This window comes from Streptomyces sp. NBC_01176, from assembly GCF_045039825.1.
GTDB lineage: Bacteria > Actinomycetota > Actinomycetes > Streptomycetales > Streptomycetaceae > Streptomyces.
In genome coordinates this window covers 1,415,297-1,430,943 of the sequence record NZ_CP108600.1, presented here as the reverse complement: position 1 = coordinate 1,430,943, position 15,647 = coordinate 1,415,297, and the positions used below count along the sequence as shown (strand labels likewise).

Below are 15,647 nucleotides of genomic sequence, written 5' to 3'. Positions count from 1 at the left end.
ACAACACTCCTTGGGCGGCGTGCACCGGCGACGGGCTCCCGCTCCGCCGGCGTCGTCGGCCGAGCGGCGGCACGAAGAAGCCGTCAACGGGACAGCCCTTAGAGTTCCCGGGGTGACCGAACGCACCGGGCGGGCCCCCGCCGCAAAGCCCTTTCTCTACGTCGTCGTCTGCGCGGCGGGCATCGCGCAGGACGTCGGCAGACTGATCGCCGCCGCACAGGAGCGCGGCTGGGAAGTGGGCGTCATCGCCACCCCGCAGGGGCTCGGGTTCTTCGACGCGGAGGCCGTCGGGGCGCGGACCGGCCGCCCGATCCGGTCCGCGTGGCGGGCCCCGGGCGACCCGCGCCCCTTCCCGGCCCCCGACGCGGTGGCCGTCGCTCCGGCCACCTTCAACACCGTGAACAAGTGGGCGGCCGGGATATCGGACACCCTCGCCCTCGGGACCCTGTGCGAGGCGTACGGTCTCGGCGTCCCGATCGCCGTACTGCCCTGTGTGAGCGACGCGCTGGCGGCTCACCCCGCGTATCGCGCGAGCCTCGACCGGCTGCTCGGCATGGGCGTCCGGTTCGGCGACCGGTACTCGGGGGAGCCGGGTGCGGACGGACGGCGCGCGGAGTTCCGCTGGGAGCGGGTGCTGGACCTGCTCGCCGCCCGCACCTGACGGAGGACGGGGCGACGGGAGGCCCCCGTCGCCTACGGCCTCCGGAAGATCGTGATCGAGTGGCCGACGTCGTCCACGGCCGTACTGCCGTCGAGCAGGGCCGCGAGCCGGCCGTCCGCCTTCGCGACCGAGGAGTCCGAGACGACCAGCAGGCCGTGCACCTCGCCCGGTGGCGCCTTGCGCGGATCGGCCGCCTCGATCCCGTACGCGGAGGGCACGCCGCTGCCCTTGTAGACGAGCCAGACCCGCTCGTGCGGATACCGTGCGGCCAGGCGGTCGGCTAGCCGTCCCAGGTCCTGCCCCCAGTCGACGTTCGAGTCGTGCAGCCGCAGACGGGTCATCGACGGTCCGCCGAACGCCTCGTTCGAGTACGGCAGGTAGTACGGGAACGCGCGCAGCGAGCTGACCGCGACGAACAACACCAGCGCCGCCGCGGCGGGACGGGCCCGGCGGGCCCGCAGCGTGAGGACCCCGGCCGCCGCGACGGCCAGGAACACCGGCACGAACAGCGCGTAGCGGACCCCCAGATCGCGGGATCCCGTCATGGCCACGGAGAGCAGCACGGCCGGGGGGAGGAGGACGTACGGGGCGGCGGCGCGCAGCCGGGGCACACGGACCATCGCCGCCGCGCCGGCCAGCCAGAGCAGGAGCGTGCCGAGCGGTGTCTTCACCAGCAGTGCGGCCGGCAGGTAGTACCAGAGCGAACCGCGGTACACCCTGCCGAAGAGGAAACCGCCCCACGTCGCGTTCTCGAAGCCGAACTGCACCCGCATCCCGTCGCGGTACGGCCGGGGGACGGGCAGCCAGTGCAGGGCGAGCCCGCGCAGACCGTGCACCGCCGGGACGTCCGCGGGCGTGGCCCAGCGCAGTCGCGGGTCGACGACGAGGTAACTGGCCCACACCACGGCGAGGGCCAGCACCACCATGCCGACCGCCACCGCCACGCTCAGCGCGACGAGTCGCCGCTGGGCGTGCGGCCCGGGGCCGGAGGCGCGACGTGTGCCCCACAGGGAGAGGACCGCCAGGAGCAGCAGCACCGGCACCGCGGGCAGGGTGCTCATCTTGGTGGCGAGCGCCGCGCCGAGCGCCACCCCCGCGAGCGCGAGGTGCGGCAGCGGACGCCCGCGCCGGGCCCGCCACACCAGCCACGCCGACGTCAGCACGAATCCGGCCGCCGGCAGATCGAGGGTGGCCAGCGAGCCGTTCGCGATGACGTCGGGAGACAACGTGTACAGGGCGAGCGCCACCAACCCACCCACGGCACCCACGAGTTCACGGGCGAACGTGAGCACGACCAGGCCGAACAGCAGCGTCAGCACGATCACCGGCAGCCGCGCCCAGAACATCACCCGCCAGGGGTCGTTGCCCGACTCGTAGAGCAGGCGCCGTCCGAGCGCCGTCTGATCGTCGGTGGCGTGCGCGTCGAGGTGGGGGTGGGCGAAGACCAGCCCGGCGCCGATGATCAGTTTGCCCAGCGGTGGATGCTCCGGGTTGTAGCGCAGGCTGTGTTCCCGCGTGTAGACCACCGCCGTGCCCACGTACACCGGCTCGTCGATCGTCGGTGTCTGCCGCGCGGCGGCCGTGACCATCGCCACCGCCATCTGTGCCAGCAGGGCGGCCACGGCGAGCGCGAGCAGCCACCGCCGGTGCCGCCGCAGTCGTGCGAATCGTCGCGGCGGCTCGGTGGTGCGCGTCGGCAGGCGGCTTTCCCGCCTGTCCGCCATGGAGGTCGACATGCCTCTTGATACGTCCGCCCGGTGGCCCACCGCTCATCCGACACGGCCCGGTTTCGGCGCGGGTGCGCCTCGCGGTCCGTCCGGTGTCGGCGGAAGGGCGGCCGGGCGCGTGTTCAGTGGCCGAGTTCGGCCCGCAGTTCCGGCTGGAGCAGGGCTCCGTGGGCGCGTACGAGGTCGTCGCACAGGTCCCAGATCCGTTCGACGGGCAGCGCGGCGGCCGTGGCCGGGTCCACCATGGCGGCGTGCCGGATGTGGCGGGGGTCGTGGTCGGTGGCGGCCCGCACGACCAGGTCGTTGACGGCGACATAGGCACTGTTGAGGGCCGCGCACTGGGGCGGAAGCGAGCCGACGCGGGTCGGCTGCACGCCCAGCGCGTCGGTCAGGCAGGGGACCTCGACCACGCAGTCGGCGGGCAGGTTGTCGATCAGACCCCTGTTGGGGACATTCCCGTAGATCGTGCGCGGAGTGCCGGTGAGGGTGCTGTGGATGATCTGCGGGGCGTACTCCAATGTGCCCTCGACGGGCAGCGGCGCGTCCCTGGCCAGGGCGTCGCGGGTCTGCTCGTAGCTCGCCGTGTTCTCCTCGATGATCTGCAGATAGGCGCCCACCGGCAGCCGGAGGCGTTCGATCTCGCTGTCGTGGTGGAGGTACCAGGGCACGTACTCCGAGGAGTGCTCGCTGGTCTCGGTGGGGTAGTGGCCCAGCCTGCGGTACATGTCGACACGGACCCGTCGCAGCAGTCCGGGATCCCTGGCGATCGCCTCGTCCAGCAGCGGGTGGAGGTCCTGGCCGGCACGTTCGAAGCGCAGCACCCAGGCCTGGTGGTTGACCCCGGCCGCGAGATAGGACACCTCCTCGAAGGGCACGCCGACCAGCGCGGCGAGGTCGTGCATCGTCCAGTGCACCGAGTGGCACAGGCCCGTCACTCGCAGGTCCGGGGCGATGCGGCTGAGGTAGAGGACGTTCATCGCCATGGGGTTGGTGTAGTTCAGCAGCAGCGCGTCCGGGCACAGTTCGGCCATGTCCTCGGCCAGCGCGCGCAGGACCGGGAAGGTGCGCAGGGCGCGGAAGATGCCGCCGATGCCGAGCGTGTCCCCGATGGTCTGGCGCAGACCGTGGCGGGCCGGGATCTCGAAGTCGACGCGCGTCGCCTCGTTCATGCCGACCTGGATGATGTTGATGACGAAGTCGGCGTCGGCCAGGGCCGCCCGCCGGTCCAGGTGCGCGGTGATCACCGGCTTGGCCCCACGGGCGGCGGCGATGCGCAGGGCCGCGCCCTCCGCCGTGGCGAGCCGCTCCGGGTCGATGTCGTGCAACGCGATCCGGGCGCCCGCCAGTTCGGGGAAGGCGAACAGGTCCGCGAGCAGCCCCTGGGTGAACACCACGCTCCCGGCCCCGATGAAGGCGATCTTCGCGGCGGTGACGTCGTACATCAGTGACTCCCTCTGTCCGAGTGGTGCAGGGTGGCGGCGTGGGCCTCTTCCCACGTGGGCTGTGCCGCCGTACCGCCGTGGCCGCGGGTGGAGAGCGAACCGCAGGCCACGGCGAGGGCCAGGGCCGACGCGAGGTCCAGCCCCCGCAGCGTCGCGGCGACGAACCCGGCGTCGAAGCTGTCGCCGGCGCCCACGGTGTCGACGGGGTCGACGGGGAGGGCGGGCGCGTGCAGCGGTCGTGTCCCGCGCAGGGCGAGGGCGCCGTTGCCGCCGTCCTTGATGACGACGGTCGGTGGCTGTCGCGGGGGCCGGGCCGCCTCGTCGCCGCTCGCGACCTCGCCGCTGACCACCTCACCGCGCGGCGGGCCGGGGCGCTGCCCCTCGGCGGGGTACAGACCGAGGGCGCGTGCCTCGGCCGCGTTCGGCAGCAGGATGTCGGTGACCTCCAGGACCGGATCGAGGAGGCCGCGGTCCCAGCGTCCGGCCGGGTCGTCGTTGGTGTCGAGCGAGGTCGTCGCCCCCAGGGCCCGGGCCCGCGTGAACACCGCGCCCAGGGACCGCGCCAGACGGGGCATCAGGAAGAACGACGCCGCGTGCACGTGCCGGGCGGCGGCCAGCAACTCCCGCGGGACGTCCTCGGCGCCGGTCGCCGTCAGACAACCCGGCGCGGTGAGGATGGCCCGGTCCCCGTCCTCGGTGGTCACCACCACCGTGAGGGGCGTGGCCAGTTCGGGATCGGTGACCAGGAAACCCACGTCGACCCCGCGTCCCGCCAGCGCGTCGCGCACGAACACCCCCGCGGGATCGGCACCGACGCGGCCCGCGAAGGCGACCCGCAGCCCCAGGCGGGCGGCCCCGCACGCCATGATCGCCGCGGATCCGCCGAGCACCAACCCGGCGTGCGTGACGAGCTGTTCACGCTGCCCGAAGGCAAGGGGCCCGGACAGCGGACCGGTCACCACGTCCGGATTCGCGTCGCCGATCACCACAAGATCGAAAGCCCGCATCGCCGTCACCCCTTCAGACCGCTCGAGGTGAGCGACTGCACGAACGTCTTCTGCGCCAGCAGGAACGCCACCAGCACCGGCAGCACGGTGATCACGTTCCCCGCCATCACCGCCGACCACCGGGTGTGGTGCTGTCCCTGGAAGGTGGTCAGCCCCAGCTGGAGCGTGTACTGCGTGTCGTGGTTGAGCGCGATCAGCGGCCACGACAGGTCGTTCCAGGTCGACAGGAACGTCAGCACCGCGACGGTGGCCAGCGCGGGCCGGGCCAGCGGCAGCACGATCGAGAAGAGGACCCGCAGCCGCGAACACCCGTCGATCCAGGCGGCCTCCTCCATCTCCCGCGGCAGCGAGAGGAAGAACTGCCGGAAGAGGAAGACCGCGAACGGAGTGACCAGCGACGGCACGATCAGCGCGCCGAGCGTGTCGATCAGACCCAGGTCCTTCATCACCAGGAAAGTGGGGATCATGGTGAGCTGGAACGGGATCACCATGGTCGCCAGCATCAGCCCGAGCAGCAGCCGCGACCCGGCGAACCGCATCCGCGCGAACGCGTAGCCGCCCAGTGCCCCGAACAGCAGGTTCGATCCCACCGCGACCGAGGCGACCAGGAAGGAGTTGGCGAACCAACGGGGGAACAGGGCGTTTCCGAGCACGTACCGGTACCCGCCCAGGTCGATGCCCTTCGGCCACAGCGCGGGCGGGAACCGGTTGATCTCCGCGTTGGTCATCACGGAACTGAGCACCAGCCACACCAGCGGCAGCGCGAAGCACAGGGCCAGCGGCGCCAGCAGCAGATGCCAGCCGCTCACCTTTCGCGTCCTCATCGGACGACTCCTTCCGTACGGCTCTGGCGGCGCCGTACGACCCGCAGCGCCGCGCCCACCACCATCAGGGCCACCGCCAGGACGTACGCCGCCGCGGCCCCGTATCCGGCCGTGAACGTCTGGAAGGCCTGCTGCCAGACGAAGTAGACGACGACCGTGGTCGAGCCCAGGGGGCCGCCCTTGGTCGTCACATAGATCAGGTCGAAGACCTGGAGCGCCGTGATCACCTGCCACAGGAGCAGGAACACGGTGACCGGGGTGAGGGTCGGCAGCACGATGTGACGCAGGATCCGCGCGCGGCCCGCTCCGTCGATGCGGGCGGACTCGACGAGTTCGGGCGGCACGTCCTGGAGCGCGGCCATGTAGACGACGACGCAGAAGCCGACGCCGCTCCACAATGAGATGAGGACCAGCAGGTAGATCGCCTGGTCGGGGTCGGAGAGGAAACCCTGCGGCGAGATGCCGAGTTGGTGCAGCAGGGAGTTGGCGACCCCGAACTCCGGGTCGAGGATGAAGGAGAACAGCACGCCCTGGGCCGTCGCCGACACCACGAACGGGATGAAGACGAGCGTCCGGTACAGGCCGATGAGCCGCAGACGGCGGTTCAGGGCCAGGGCGAGCGCGAGGCCGCCGACCAGACTGAGCGGCACGTAGAGGGCCGTGTACAGCAGGGTGTTGCTCACCGCCGTGTGGAAGCCGGGGTCCTCGGTCAGGGCCCGGTAGTTGTCGAGGCCGACCCAACGGCCCGGCGTGACCAGGTCGTCGGCCCGGAAGGACAGCAGCAGCGACCACAGGACGGGGACGATGCCGAGGCCGAGGATCACGACGACCGCGGGGCCGATGAACCCCCAGGCGGTGGCCGTCTCACGGCGGGCGCGACGGCGTGCGGCGCGCCGTGCGGCGGCCGGGGGCACCGCGGCCTGCGGGGCGAGCGTGATGGCGCGGGGCAGAGTGGACAAGAGGGCCTCCCTCACCTGGAAGTCACCTGAGAGTCACCTGGACACGGACGACGGAACGCGCGGGACGCGTCGGAACGCGTCGGTGGATGCCGGAGGTTCTCGGCTGCCCGGCCCGGGTCAGCGGGGGATGAGCAGGGCGGCGTCGGACCGTTCCGCGCACCGGCGCAGGGCGCCGGCGGGGGAGTCCTTGCCGAGCAGCACGGAGACGATCGCCTCGCCGAGGGCCTGGGAGATCTGCGGATAGGCCGCGTGGACCGGGCGCACCCGGGCGGCGCCCAGCGCTTCGGTGAACACGTCGAGTCCTCTGGTCTGTTGGGAGTGCCGGCGCCACTCCGGCCGGTCGGCGGTGGCCGAGCTCAGCGGAAGGCTGCCTGCCGAGAGGTCCCAGCGGGCGTCCTGGGCGGGCCGCATCATCCAGCGCACGAACTCGACGGCCGCCCGGGAACGGGCCGAACCGTTGTCGAACACCGTCCAGGTGTCCGGGCCCGAGATGGTGACCGGCCGTCCGCTGTAGGTCGGCAGCGGCACGACGTCGTAGTCGACCCCGGCGCCGATGATGTCGGGGAGCTGCCAGGGCCCGGTCCCCACCATGGCCATCCGGCCGGCCATGAAGACCTGGTACATCTGCTCGCCGCCGGGCTTCGGATCGACGTACACGCTCTTGTCACGGCTCAGCCGGGCGAGGGTCTCCAGGGCCCGGACGCCCTGGTCGGCGAAGCCGATGTGCTTGCCGTCGGCGGCCACCACGTCACCGCCCAGGTCCCAGATCATCGGCCACAGCCGCCACACCGTGTCCTCGTCGCCGGTCCCGGGCCAGCCCGTACCGAAGACCCCCCGGCCCGGCGCGGTGAGTCTCCGTGCCGTGTCGGTGAACTCGTCCCAGGTCCAGCCGGCCCGCGGGAAGTCCACCCCGGCCTGCCGGAACAGCTTCCTGTTGTAGACGACGGCCAGGGAGTCGAGCAGCGCCGGGGCGGCCCGCACCCTGCCGTTGACGGTGACTCCCTCCCGTACCGGGGCCCAGAGCGACCGCCACGGGGTGGGTCCCGCGTGCAGCGCGGACGTCAGGTCGACGACGCGGGGACTGCGCGCGATGCTGGCCAGGTCCGAGCCGAAGATGTAGGCGATGTCGGGATAGGAGCCCGAGGCGAGCGCGGCCGTCACCTTCTGGAGCATCGCGTCGGACAGGACACCGCCGCCCGCGCTGTCGACGCGGATGCGCGGATGGGCGCGGTTGAACTCGGCGACGAGCGCCTCCACGGCCTTCCTGCCCGTGTCGCTCTGCCCGTGCCACAGCTCGACGGTCACGGTGCCGTCGGCGCCGACGCCGTCGGAGGCGCCACCACCGCAGGCGGCGAGGAACGGGGCGGCGGCCGCGCCGGCCAGCAGCCGGCGACGTGCGATCGAGGAGGTCATCACGGCCTCCCGTCAGTGCGTCCGGCGGACGTAGTCCGCGCTGCCCGGCGTCGAGACGTCCACGTCCCGGCGCACGATGCTCAGCCGATTCCCGTACCGCGCGCGGGCCTTGCGCAGTCCGCTGTCGGTGTACTCGATGACGACGACCCGGTCGTGGAACGCCTTCGCGTACGTCCCGCACTCGTCGTACTCCCCGCACTCCTCCGCCACCGCGAAGTCGAGGCCGGTCCGTGCCCTCACACCGGCCAGCTCCGCGGTGTTCTTCTGCCCGATGGCGAGGTGGCGGGCGTGCGCGCGGGCGGAGAGCAGCGTGATGAACGCGGTGGCGTCGTCGGCGCTCAGCAGGTGGTGGGAACGGGTGTAGCTGTCGTAGTTGTCCGGCTCCACCGCGTCGAAACCCTTGTCGGCGCACCCGTCGATCCACCGGCCGACCCGTGCGGCCACCCGCTCGCGCTTGTCCCGCGTACCGATGTCGAGCAGGGCCTCGTCCCAGTCGCGGTCGACGACGACCTTGCCGTGCGCGTCCCGCAGCAGCAGGTCGGCGGGCCACTGCCGCTCCTCGCCCGGCTGGACCTGGAAGGCGTTGACGTAACAGATGTTGTAGAGGCCGGGCGCGGGCGTCGCCGTACGGTCGCGGCTGACGATGCGGACACCCGACGGCGGCCGGTAGGCGCCGCCGATCTGGTAGTCGAAGCCCGCGTGGAGCGGGGGGAGCCGCACGGCCCGGGGGCTCGGTCCCGAGGCACCGTGCTTGCGTGGCGGCGTGCCCTTCGCCGGTCCGGAAGCACAGCTCACCAGTGCCATGAGCGCCACCAGGGCAGCGGCTGCCCCCGGACCGGCGACGCGGAGAACACGTTTGACGGGCATGTCCGCTCCATCAATCGCGAGTACGACCCCGCCTCGGACGCTCCCGCGATCCTGGCGACTTTGGCCGGACTTGAACCGTGTCCGTTACCGGCTGGGCGCACCTCTGGGTGCCCGGCTGCACGCCTCGGCACGCCAGGATCAAAGCGCTTCGACGCCGCCCGCGTCAAGGCCGCGCCCACCCGGGAGGGCCGCGGGGTGGCCACCGACACGCGATGTCCTCCGGGAGCCCCGGCCCGAGCCCTATTGTCAGGACATGACCGGAGACCGAATCGCACTGGCCGTCCACGACCACGGGGGCGACGGCCCGCCGCTGCTCCTGCTGCACGGAGCCGGCCGCACGCTGGCCGACTGGGCCGCCGTCGCCCCTCTCCTCACCCCTCGGCACCGGGTGCTCGCCGTCGACCTGCGCGGACACGGTCTCTCGCCCTCCGGGACCTGGAGCCTGCCCCGGGTGATCGACGACATCGAGGGGGTCCTGGAGGAGTACGGCCTCCCCGGCGCGCTCCCGGTCGGACACTCGCTCGGCGGGATGATCGCGGTGCGGTACGCGGTGGACCACCCGGAGGTCACACCCGGCGCGGCGAACCTGGACGGATTCGGGTGGGGCCGCCCCGACCAGTACGTGGGCCTCGACCCGGCGCATGTCGCCGAACGTCTCGTCCAGGTCAGGAAGTCGGCGACGGCCGCGCTGCCGGGCGGCCCGCTGCCCGTCGACGGCCTGCAGACCCTGCTCGCCCAGCAGCGCGCCCTGTCCGGACAACTCGGCGTCCCCTATGAGCTGTTGGAGACGGCACTGCTGCGGTCCGTGCGTCACACACCGGACGGGCGGCTGGAGTTGCGGCCGCGACGCGAGCACGCGCTCGAGATGCTGGCGGAGATCGACTCGCTCGACGTGTTCGGCCTCTTCCGGCGGATGGACCGCCCGCTGCTGCTCGGGCGCGCACTGCGTCCCGTGCCCCCGGTACCGGGCATGGAGTGGTTCGACGATCTGATGAGGGCCTACGGGATGGGGCTCGCCAGGGATCTCACGGCACTGGCCGCTCAGCGCCCCCACGTGCGCGCCGTCGGGATCGACGGTACGCACGCGATGCTCCTGGAGAGCCCCGGCGCGGTCGCGGCCGCGGTCCTCGCCTTCGCCGCCGAAGCGCTCACCGATCCCGCCTCGGTCCCCTTCCGGTACGCGCTGCCCGAACCGGAGGAGTGATGTCAGCGGGGGACGCGGCGGCGAACCGTTGACTGAACCAACTCGATCATTGTCGATGCCCGCTAATTTCGTTGAGCCCGCACCCCGCAATCGTGTTGGCTGGCGGCACCGAACCGTCAGGACCGCAGGTGTCCGGTCGGCTGTAGCAGGGAGTTGGACGTGCAGGACATGGGTGTCGACCCCGTTGCCCACAATCGGGCAGCCTGGGACAAGTATGTCCAGGAGGGCAACGAGTGGTCGCGGCCGGTGAGTGCTGAGGATGTCGAGCGCGCCCGCAGGGGCGACTGGTCGATCGTTCTCATCGGGCGTGAGCCGGTCGACCGCTCTTGGCTGCCCAGGGACCTGACCGGCAAGGACGTGTTGTGCCTGGCCTCCGGCGGCGGCCAGCAGGGTCCGATCCTCGCCGCCGCGGGGGCGAGGGTCACCGTATTCGACAACTCGCCCCGCCAGCTCGGCCAGGACCAGATGGTGGCGGCGCGCGACGGACTGGAGCTGCGCACCGTCCTGGGCGACATGCGCGACCTCAACGCCTTCGGCGACGCGACGTTCGACGTCGTATTCCATCCGGTCTCCAACCTGTTCGTACCGGACGTGGCGCCGGTGTGGCGTGAGTGCTTCCGCGTCCTGCGACCGGGCGGAACCCTGCTCGTGGGCTTCCTCAACCCTGATGTGTACTTGTTCGACCACGAGGCGCTCGACGAGCGCGGCGAGCTGATCGTCGTGCACAAGCTGCCCTACAGCGATGTCACGCAGTACTCCGCCGAGGAACGCGCCACGAAGTTCGGCGCGGATGCCGCGCTTGAATACAGCCACACCCTCACCGACCAGATCGGTGGGCAACTCGCCGCGGGGTTCGTCCTCACCGGCCTCGCGGAAGCGCCGCATCAATCCAACGCGTCCGCTCCCTACATGTCGCACTATTTTGCGACGCTGGCGGTCAAGCCGGGCTGACCCGGCCGTGGGGCCGGCCGAGACGGCCGTGTCCGCGAAGGGCCGAGTGGAGGGCTGTGCCGGCCCGCCCCCATCAACACCCGTCCGGGGCCGTGTCGATTCGGGCGCATCTTCGGATCACCGGTCACGAACGCACAAGCCATGAGGTCCGTCCACGAAACAGCGACTGGCTCACGGCAGCCGCCGTGCTGCGTCCGGTAGTTCGGAGAAGAACTCGTTGCCGCACGGGCCGGCGCCCTCGCTCTCCGGCAGGGCGACCGGCTCGCCGCTCATCGTCAGAGTGCGGTAGTGGCCGCCGATACGGGCGGTGGACCGCCCGACGTAGTGGCCGATGAAGCAGCGGCGGAAGCGGTCGGCGCTCTGGTTGGGGCCCGAGCCGTGCACCAGGCTGCCGTTGAAGAACAGCACGTCACCCGGTGCCATGTCGACCGGCACGGCCACCAGACCGGTCGGCGGCGGCACGTACTCGCGGACGAAGGACAGCTCCTCGTCCGCCTCCTGGGGACAGAACAGGTCCATCCGGTGGGTGCCCGGCACGACCTCCAGACCGCCGTTGTCCCGGTCGATCGTGTCGCAGGCGATCCAGGCGGCCACACAGGTGCCCGGCTCCACCCGCAGATAGAAGTTGTCCTGGTGCAGCGCCTGGCCACGGGCGCCGGGCGGCTTGAAGTAGAACATGCTCTGCGCGGCCAGGACCTCCTCGCCCAACAGGCCTTCGAGGACGACCCGCAGCCGGGGATCGAGCAGCGTGCTCCGGGACAGCGCGTTGATGCGGTGCGGATGGATCACCCGCGGGTGGCCGTGCAGTGGATCGGCCGGGCTCCCGGTCCTTGTCGCGCGGGGCTCGAAGTGCCCCGGCACCGGCCCGGCGGCGTGCAGCGCCGTGAACTCGGCGCACAGCTCGTCGATCTCGGCTCCGCTGAACAGCCCGCGGAGCACCACGAAGCCGTTCTCCGCGAACTCGTGCTCCCACGCGCCCGGGTGCCGCCCGCTCCTGTCCGTGACCGTCATCCGACCGTCCCTTCCGCTCGGGGTGCGAGGTGCTCAAAGCTAGGCCGACGACCCTTCCCGGAGGATGCCTGTGCGTGCTGACGTCCTGCCCGAGCCTGCTGTCCCGTCCCCGCCGCCGGACCTGGTGACCGTCGGACGCTACGACCAGCGGCCGGGATACCGCGTCCACCGGCCGCACGGCAGCGACAGCTGGCTGTTCACCTGGACCACGGCCGGACGGGGCAGCCTCCGGCAGGGCGCGACACGGACGACGGCCGGCCCGGGCGACCTGGTGGTCCTGGGACCCGGCGTACCGCACCGCTACGGCGTCGAACCGGGCGCCGGCCAGTGGGCGTTCTGGTGGGCCCACTGCCGCGCCAGGCCGTCCTGGGACCGGTGGCTGCGGCCGTACGCCCTCGACGACGGGGTGTACGCCGTGCGGCCCGCCCGGAGCCGGGAACGCATCGGGTCGGCGTTCCGGCGGATGCTCACCGACGCCCGCTGGACGGGGGACGGCGAGCCGCCCGGTGGCGCGGAACCGGCCGACGGCGCGGTCGCGGTCGCGCACGGCACCGCGGCCAGGGAACTGGCCCTCTGCTCCCTGGAGGAGATCGTGCTGCTCGGCACCGCCCGGGCGGAGGGCGACAGGCCCGGGGTGGACGCCCGTGTGCTGCGGGCGGAGGCGCTCATCGCCGCCGACCCGGGCGCCGCGCACACCGTCCGCTCGCTGGCCGGGGCGGTAGCGCTCTCGCCGTCGCGGTTCGCGCACCTCTTCACCGAGCAGCTCGGCCGCTCCCCGATGCGGGCGCTGCGCGAGGCCCGGCTGCTGCACGCGGCCCGGCTTCTGGAGGCCACCGAACTCCCGGTGGAACGGGTGGCCGCGGTCTCCGGGTTCACCAGCGCCCCCCACTTCCACCGGGCCTTCCGGCAGCGCTACGGGACCCCGCCGGGCGCCTACCGCCGTGGTACCGCTAGGGGTGGTGCGGGGGAGGCGGCGGCAACGTCGTGACGTCCGGAGCCGACTCCGGCCAGACGAGCAGGACGGGACAGGGCGCGTGGTCGACGACGAACCGTCCGGCCGGGCCCAGACTGTGCGGGCCGAGGCGGGCCCGGTCGCCGTCGCGGGCGAGTACGAGCAGATCGGCGCCGTCGGAGGCGGCGACCACCTCCCGTTCGGCGCGGCCGGCGCGCTCCAGACGGTCGCAGGGGCGCCCCAGGCGCTCGGCCGCCGCGTCGAGCAGCTGCACGGCCGAGGAGGCGCTGAGGTCTTCCAGCAGAACCTCGGGGTCGCGCTCCCGATGCCCCCGGCCGAGCAGTCCGGCGAAGGCGCCGTGCGCCAGACCGGGCACCCCCGGCTCGCTGACGTGCAGCAGCACGACCTCCGTCGCCCGCGGCGCGTGCTCGCGCACCGCGTCCACACAAGCCGGCCAGGTCCCTTCGACGAGCCAGGCGATCACCCGCATGGGCAGCGTCCTCCGTTCAGCCTCCGATGACGTGGAGCGAGGTCCACAGTGCCAGTACGGCGGGGACCAGCGCGGCCGGCACGGCGATCAGGCCGAGCCGGGTGAACTCCTTGAGGTCGACGCCGTGTTCGTGCTGGTGGACGATACGCCGCCACAGCAGGGTCGCCAGGGAACCCGCGTAGGTGAGGTTGGGGCCGATGTTGACGCCGAGCAGGACGGCCAGCACCGCGCCGGAGCCGGACGTGGCGGCCAGCGGCAGCAGCACCAGCACCGCGGGCAGGTTGTTGATCAGATTGGCGAGCACGGCGGCGAGCGCCGCGATCCCGAGCAGCGCGGGCAGCCCGCTGCCGTCCGGCAGGATCCGGCCGAGGGCGTCGGAGAGTCCGTTGTCGACCACCGCGCGGACGACGACGCCCAGGGCGAGGACGAAGGCCAGGAAGGCCGGAGCGGTGGCCCGGACGACGGTGAGCACGCTGGCGCGCCCACGCACCGTCGCCCGGACGGCGAGCACCAGCGCCCCGGCCGCCGCCGACCACGCCGGATCGATCCCGACCGCGGAGGCGACGACGAAACCGGCGAGTGTGCACCCCACCGTGACCAGCGCGAACAGCGGGAGCTCCGGCGGCTCGTCGAGGGCGGGCCGGGGAGCGGCGGCGGCCAGGTCGCGGGCGAAGAAGCGCCGGAAGACCACGTACTCGGCGCCGATCGCGACCAGCCACGGAAGGACCATCAGCGCGGCGAACCGGGTGAAGCTCAGGCCGCTCGCGGTGAACGCCAGCAGGTTGGTGAGGTTGGAGACCGGGAGCAGCAGCGAGGCCGTGTTCGACAGGTGCGTGCAGGCGTACACGTGCGGTTTGGGGCGCGCGCCCATCCGGGCCGCGGTGGCGAAGACGACGGGCGTGAGCAGCACGATGGTGGCGTCGAGGCTGAGCACCGCGGTGATCGCTGAGGCGAGCGCGAAGACCGCGGTGAGCAGGCGCCGGGGCCGCCCCGCGGCCCAGCGCGCCATCCAGGCGCCGCACGCGTGGAAGAGGCCTTCGTCGTCACAGAACCGGGCGAGCACCAGTACGGCCGCGAGGAAACCGATCACCGGCCCCAGGTGTGCGGCCTCCTCGCGCGCGTGGTCCCAGGAGATCGCGCCGGTGGCCATCACCAGCAGCGCGGCCGGGACCGCGACGACCGCCTCGGGCCAGCCGAACGGCCGCACCACCGCGCAGACGAGCACGGCGGCGAGCAGCACGACGGAGAGTGTTTCGGCGAACGGGGTGTTCAGGGTTCGGTCCTCCAGGGCACGATCGGGTGCCCGTCCATCACATCAGATGCCGCACCACCTGCCCCGACGGGACGCGGTCAGACCTCCGGGAGCGCGTCGGAACTCCCGCGGCGGGCCGGACCCCGGTGGGCCGGTCAGACTTCCGGGAGCAGGCTCAGCTCCGCCCGGATCGTCTGCTGGGAACTGAGCCGGGCGACGTTCACGGCCGGACTCGTGGTGAGCGAGCCGGTCACCTACGCGAGCCGGTACGGCTCCAGCAGATCGACGCTGACGAAGTCGGCCAGGACGGGCACGCGGACGTCGGCGAGTTCCTCGGCCGTTCGGGTGACGTCGAGTGAGGTGCCGATGCGCATGCCGGCCTCGTTGACCGGTTGCAGGCGATCCCGGCGAGGTGGTGCTCGCTGGAGTCGTGCGCGGCCGGACACACCCCCACGACCTTGCCTCCAAAGGTCAGCGGGGCGATCCGGGCCGGCCAGGCGCGCGCGTCGTACGCGCCGCCCGTCCGCAGCTACGTCTCGACGTCGCGTCCGACTCCGGAGGCGAGGACGTCGCGCAGGTGGGTCCCCTTGTGACCACCAGCCAGCTGACCGGGCCGCCGTCCGGCGACTGTCTGCGGTGGGCCAACAGCCGTACGGGGAGGGTGTGCCCGTCGCGGTGGCGCAGGGCGACGGTGCAAGCCCGCGTACTGGACGTACTCGGGTTTTTCGCCCGGTGCGGCGAGACGACGTGCCCGGCGTCGCGAGGCGGGCGGGTCTTTGGCAACACGCCCTGGTGCGCGGGCGCGTCGCGCACCCCGCTCACGGGCCGGCCGAGGAGCGCGACGGCGCGACACGTTCCGGACGATGGGGCACCCGGGACGGAAGTGG

At 72.5% G+C, this 15,647-nt stretch carries 14 protein-coding genes; 4 read left to right on the top strand and 10 right to left on the bottom strand.

Annotated features, from left to right (window positions below; genetic code table 11):
• Positions 1-112 precede the first annotated feature (112 nt).
• Positions 113-661 (top strand): flavoprotein, encoded by a 549-nt coding sequence (locus tag OG199_RS05965; RefSeq protein ID WP_356800027.1) that lies wholly within the window; start codon positions 113-115, stop codon positions 659-661.
• A gap of 32 nt (positions 662-693) precedes the next feature.
• Here OG199_RS05965 and OG199_RS05960 read toward each other — a convergent pair whose 3' ends face one another.
• The 7 genes from OG199_RS05960 to OG199_RS05930 all read right to left on the bottom strand — a co-directional run bounded on the left by OG199_RS05960 (position 694) and on the right by OG199_RS05930 (position 8,900).
• Entirely contained in the window at positions 694-2,397 is a 1,704-nt protein-coding gene (locus OG199_RS05960; RefSeq protein WP_405828393.1) for a glycosyltransferase family 39 protein, read from the bottom strand.
• Between the two features lie 113 nt (positions 2,398-2,510).
• Positions 2,511-3,830: an alpha-glucosidase/alpha-galactosidase gene (locus OG199_RS05955; protein ID WP_401808965.1), complete on the bottom strand. Its 1,320-nt coding sequence runs from the start codon at positions 3,828-3,830 to the stop codon at positions 2,511-2,513.
• The gene (locus OG199_RS05950) at positions 3,830-4,837 is read right to left on the bottom strand and encodes a carbohydrate kinase family protein (RefSeq protein ID WP_405828392.1); all 1,008 of its coding nucleotides are present in this window, start codon (positions 4,835-4,837) and stop codon (positions 3,830-3,832) included. Before OG199_RS05950 ends, OG199_RS05955 begins: the two co-directional genes overlap by 1 nt.
• A gap of 5 nt (positions 4,838-4,842) precedes the next feature.
• Complete coding sequence (locus tag OG199_RS05945) at positions 4,843-5,661, bottom strand: carbohydrate ABC transporter permease (protein ID WP_356800021.1); 819 nt, start codon at positions 5,659-5,661, stop codon at positions 4,843-4,845.
• Positions 5,658-6,620 (bottom strand): carbohydrate ABC transporter permease, encoded by a 963-nt coding sequence (locus OG199_RS05940; protein ID WP_405828390.1) that lies wholly within the window; start codon positions 6,618-6,620, stop codon positions 5,658-5,660. The genes OG199_RS05945 and OG199_RS05940 overlap by 4 nt, the downstream gene beginning before the upstream one ends.
• 117 nt (positions 6,621-6,737) lie before the next feature.
• Positions 6,738-8,033 (bottom strand): ABC transporter substrate-binding protein, encoded by a 1,296-nt coding sequence (locus tag OG199_RS05935; protein WP_405828388.1) that lies wholly within the window; start codon positions 8,031-8,033, stop codon positions 6,738-6,740.
• 12 nt (positions 8,034-8,045) lie between these two features.
• Positions 8,046-8,900, bottom strand: a complete 855-nt coding sequence (locus tag OG199_RS05930; protein ID WP_401808972.1) for an endo alpha-1,4 polygalactosaminidase — start codon at positions 8,898-8,900, stop codon at positions 8,046-8,048.
• Positions 8,901-9,153: 253 nt separating this feature from the next.
• On the opposite strand from OG199_RS05930, the gene OG199_RS05925 reads away from it, so the two are divergent.
• Entirely contained in the window at positions 9,154-10,104 is a 951-nt protein-coding gene (locus OG199_RS05925) for an alpha/beta hydrolase (protein WP_356800015.1), read from the top strand.
• A gap of 159 nt (positions 10,105-10,263) precedes the next feature.
• Positions 10,264-11,055 (top strand): class I SAM-dependent methyltransferase, encoded by a 792-nt coding sequence (locus tag OG199_RS05920; protein ID WP_401809075.1) that lies wholly within the window; start codon positions 10,264-10,266, stop codon positions 11,053-11,055.
• Between the two features lie 171 nt (positions 11,056-11,226).
• On the opposite strand, the gene OG199_RS05915 is transcribed toward OG199_RS05920, so the two are convergent.
• On the bottom strand, positions 11,227-12,066 hold the full coding sequence (locus tag OG199_RS05915; protein ID WP_405828385.1) for a phytanoyl-CoA dioxygenase family protein: 840 nt from the start codon (positions 12,064-12,066) through the stop codon (positions 11,227-11,229).
• A 64-nt stretch (positions 12,067-12,130) separates the two neighbouring features.
• Here OG199_RS05915 and OG199_RS05910 point away from each other — a divergent pair, with 64 nt between their 5' ends.
• A complete protein-coding gene (locus OG199_RS05910) occupies positions 12,131-13,054 on the top strand; it encodes a helix-turn-helix domain-containing protein (protein ID WP_356800009.1) in 924 nt (307 codons plus the stop codon).
• On the opposite strand, the gene OG199_RS05905 is transcribed toward OG199_RS05910, so the two are convergent.
• Positions 13,017-13,508 carry a universal stress protein gene (locus tag OG199_RS05905; RefSeq protein WP_356800007.1) on the bottom strand — a complete coding sequence of 164 codons (492 nt, stop codon included), beginning with the start codon at positions 13,506-13,508 and terminating at the stop codon, positions 13,017-13,019. The genes OG199_RS05910 and OG199_RS05905 overlap by 38 nt on opposite strands.
• Positions 13,509-13,524: 16 nt before the next feature.
• Positions 13,525-14,781 carry an arsenic transporter gene (locus tag OG199_RS05900; protein ID WP_356800083.1) on the bottom strand — a complete coding sequence of 419 codons (1,257 nt, stop codon included), beginning with the start codon at positions 14,779-14,781 and terminating at the stop codon, positions 13,525-13,527.
• Positions 14,782-15,647 lie beyond the last annotated feature (866 nt).

Bases quoted from the DNA above. Each gene is read 5' to 3' on its own strand.
- OG199_RS05930 (WP_401808972.1), bottom strand. From the start codon at position 8,900: ATGCCCGTCAAACGTGTTCTCCGCGTCGCCGGTCCGGGGGCAGCCGCT.
- OG199_RS05910 (WP_356800009.1), top strand. From the start codon at position 12,131: ATGCCTGTGCGTGCTGACGTCCTGCCCGAGCCTGCTGTCCCGTCCCCG.
- OG199_RS05915 (WP_405828385.1), bottom strand. From the start codon at position 12,066: ATGACGGTCACGGACAGGAGCGGGCGGCACCCGGGCGCGTGGGAGCAC.
- OG199_RS05935 (WP_405828388.1), bottom strand. From the start codon at position 8,033: ATGACCTCCTCGATCGCACGTCGCCGGCTGCTGGCCGGCGCGGCCGCC.
- OG199_RS05925 (WP_356800015.1), top strand. From the start codon at position 9,154: ATGACCGGAGACCGAATCGCACTGGCCGTCCACGACCACGGGGGCGAC.
- OG199_RS05955 (WP_401808965.1), bottom strand. From the start codon at position 3,830: ATGTACGACGTCACCGCCGCGAAGATCGCCTTCATCGGGGCCGGGAGC.
- OG199_RS05905 (WP_356800007.1), bottom strand. From the start codon at position 13,508: ATGCGGGTGATCGCCTGGCTCGTCGAAGGGACCTGGCCGGCTTGTGTG.
- OG199_RS05960 (WP_405828393.1), bottom strand. From the start codon at position 2,397: ATGTCGACCTCCATGGCGGACAGGCGGGAAAGCCGCCTGCCGACGCGC.
- OG199_RS05945 (WP_356800021.1), bottom strand. From the start codon at position 5,661: ATGAGGACGCGAAAGGTGAGCGGCTGGCATCTGCTGCTGGCGCCGCTG.
- OG199_RS05950 (WP_405828392.1), bottom strand. From the start codon at position 4,837: ATGCGGGCTTTCGATCTTGTGGTGATCGGCGACGCGAATCCGGACGTG.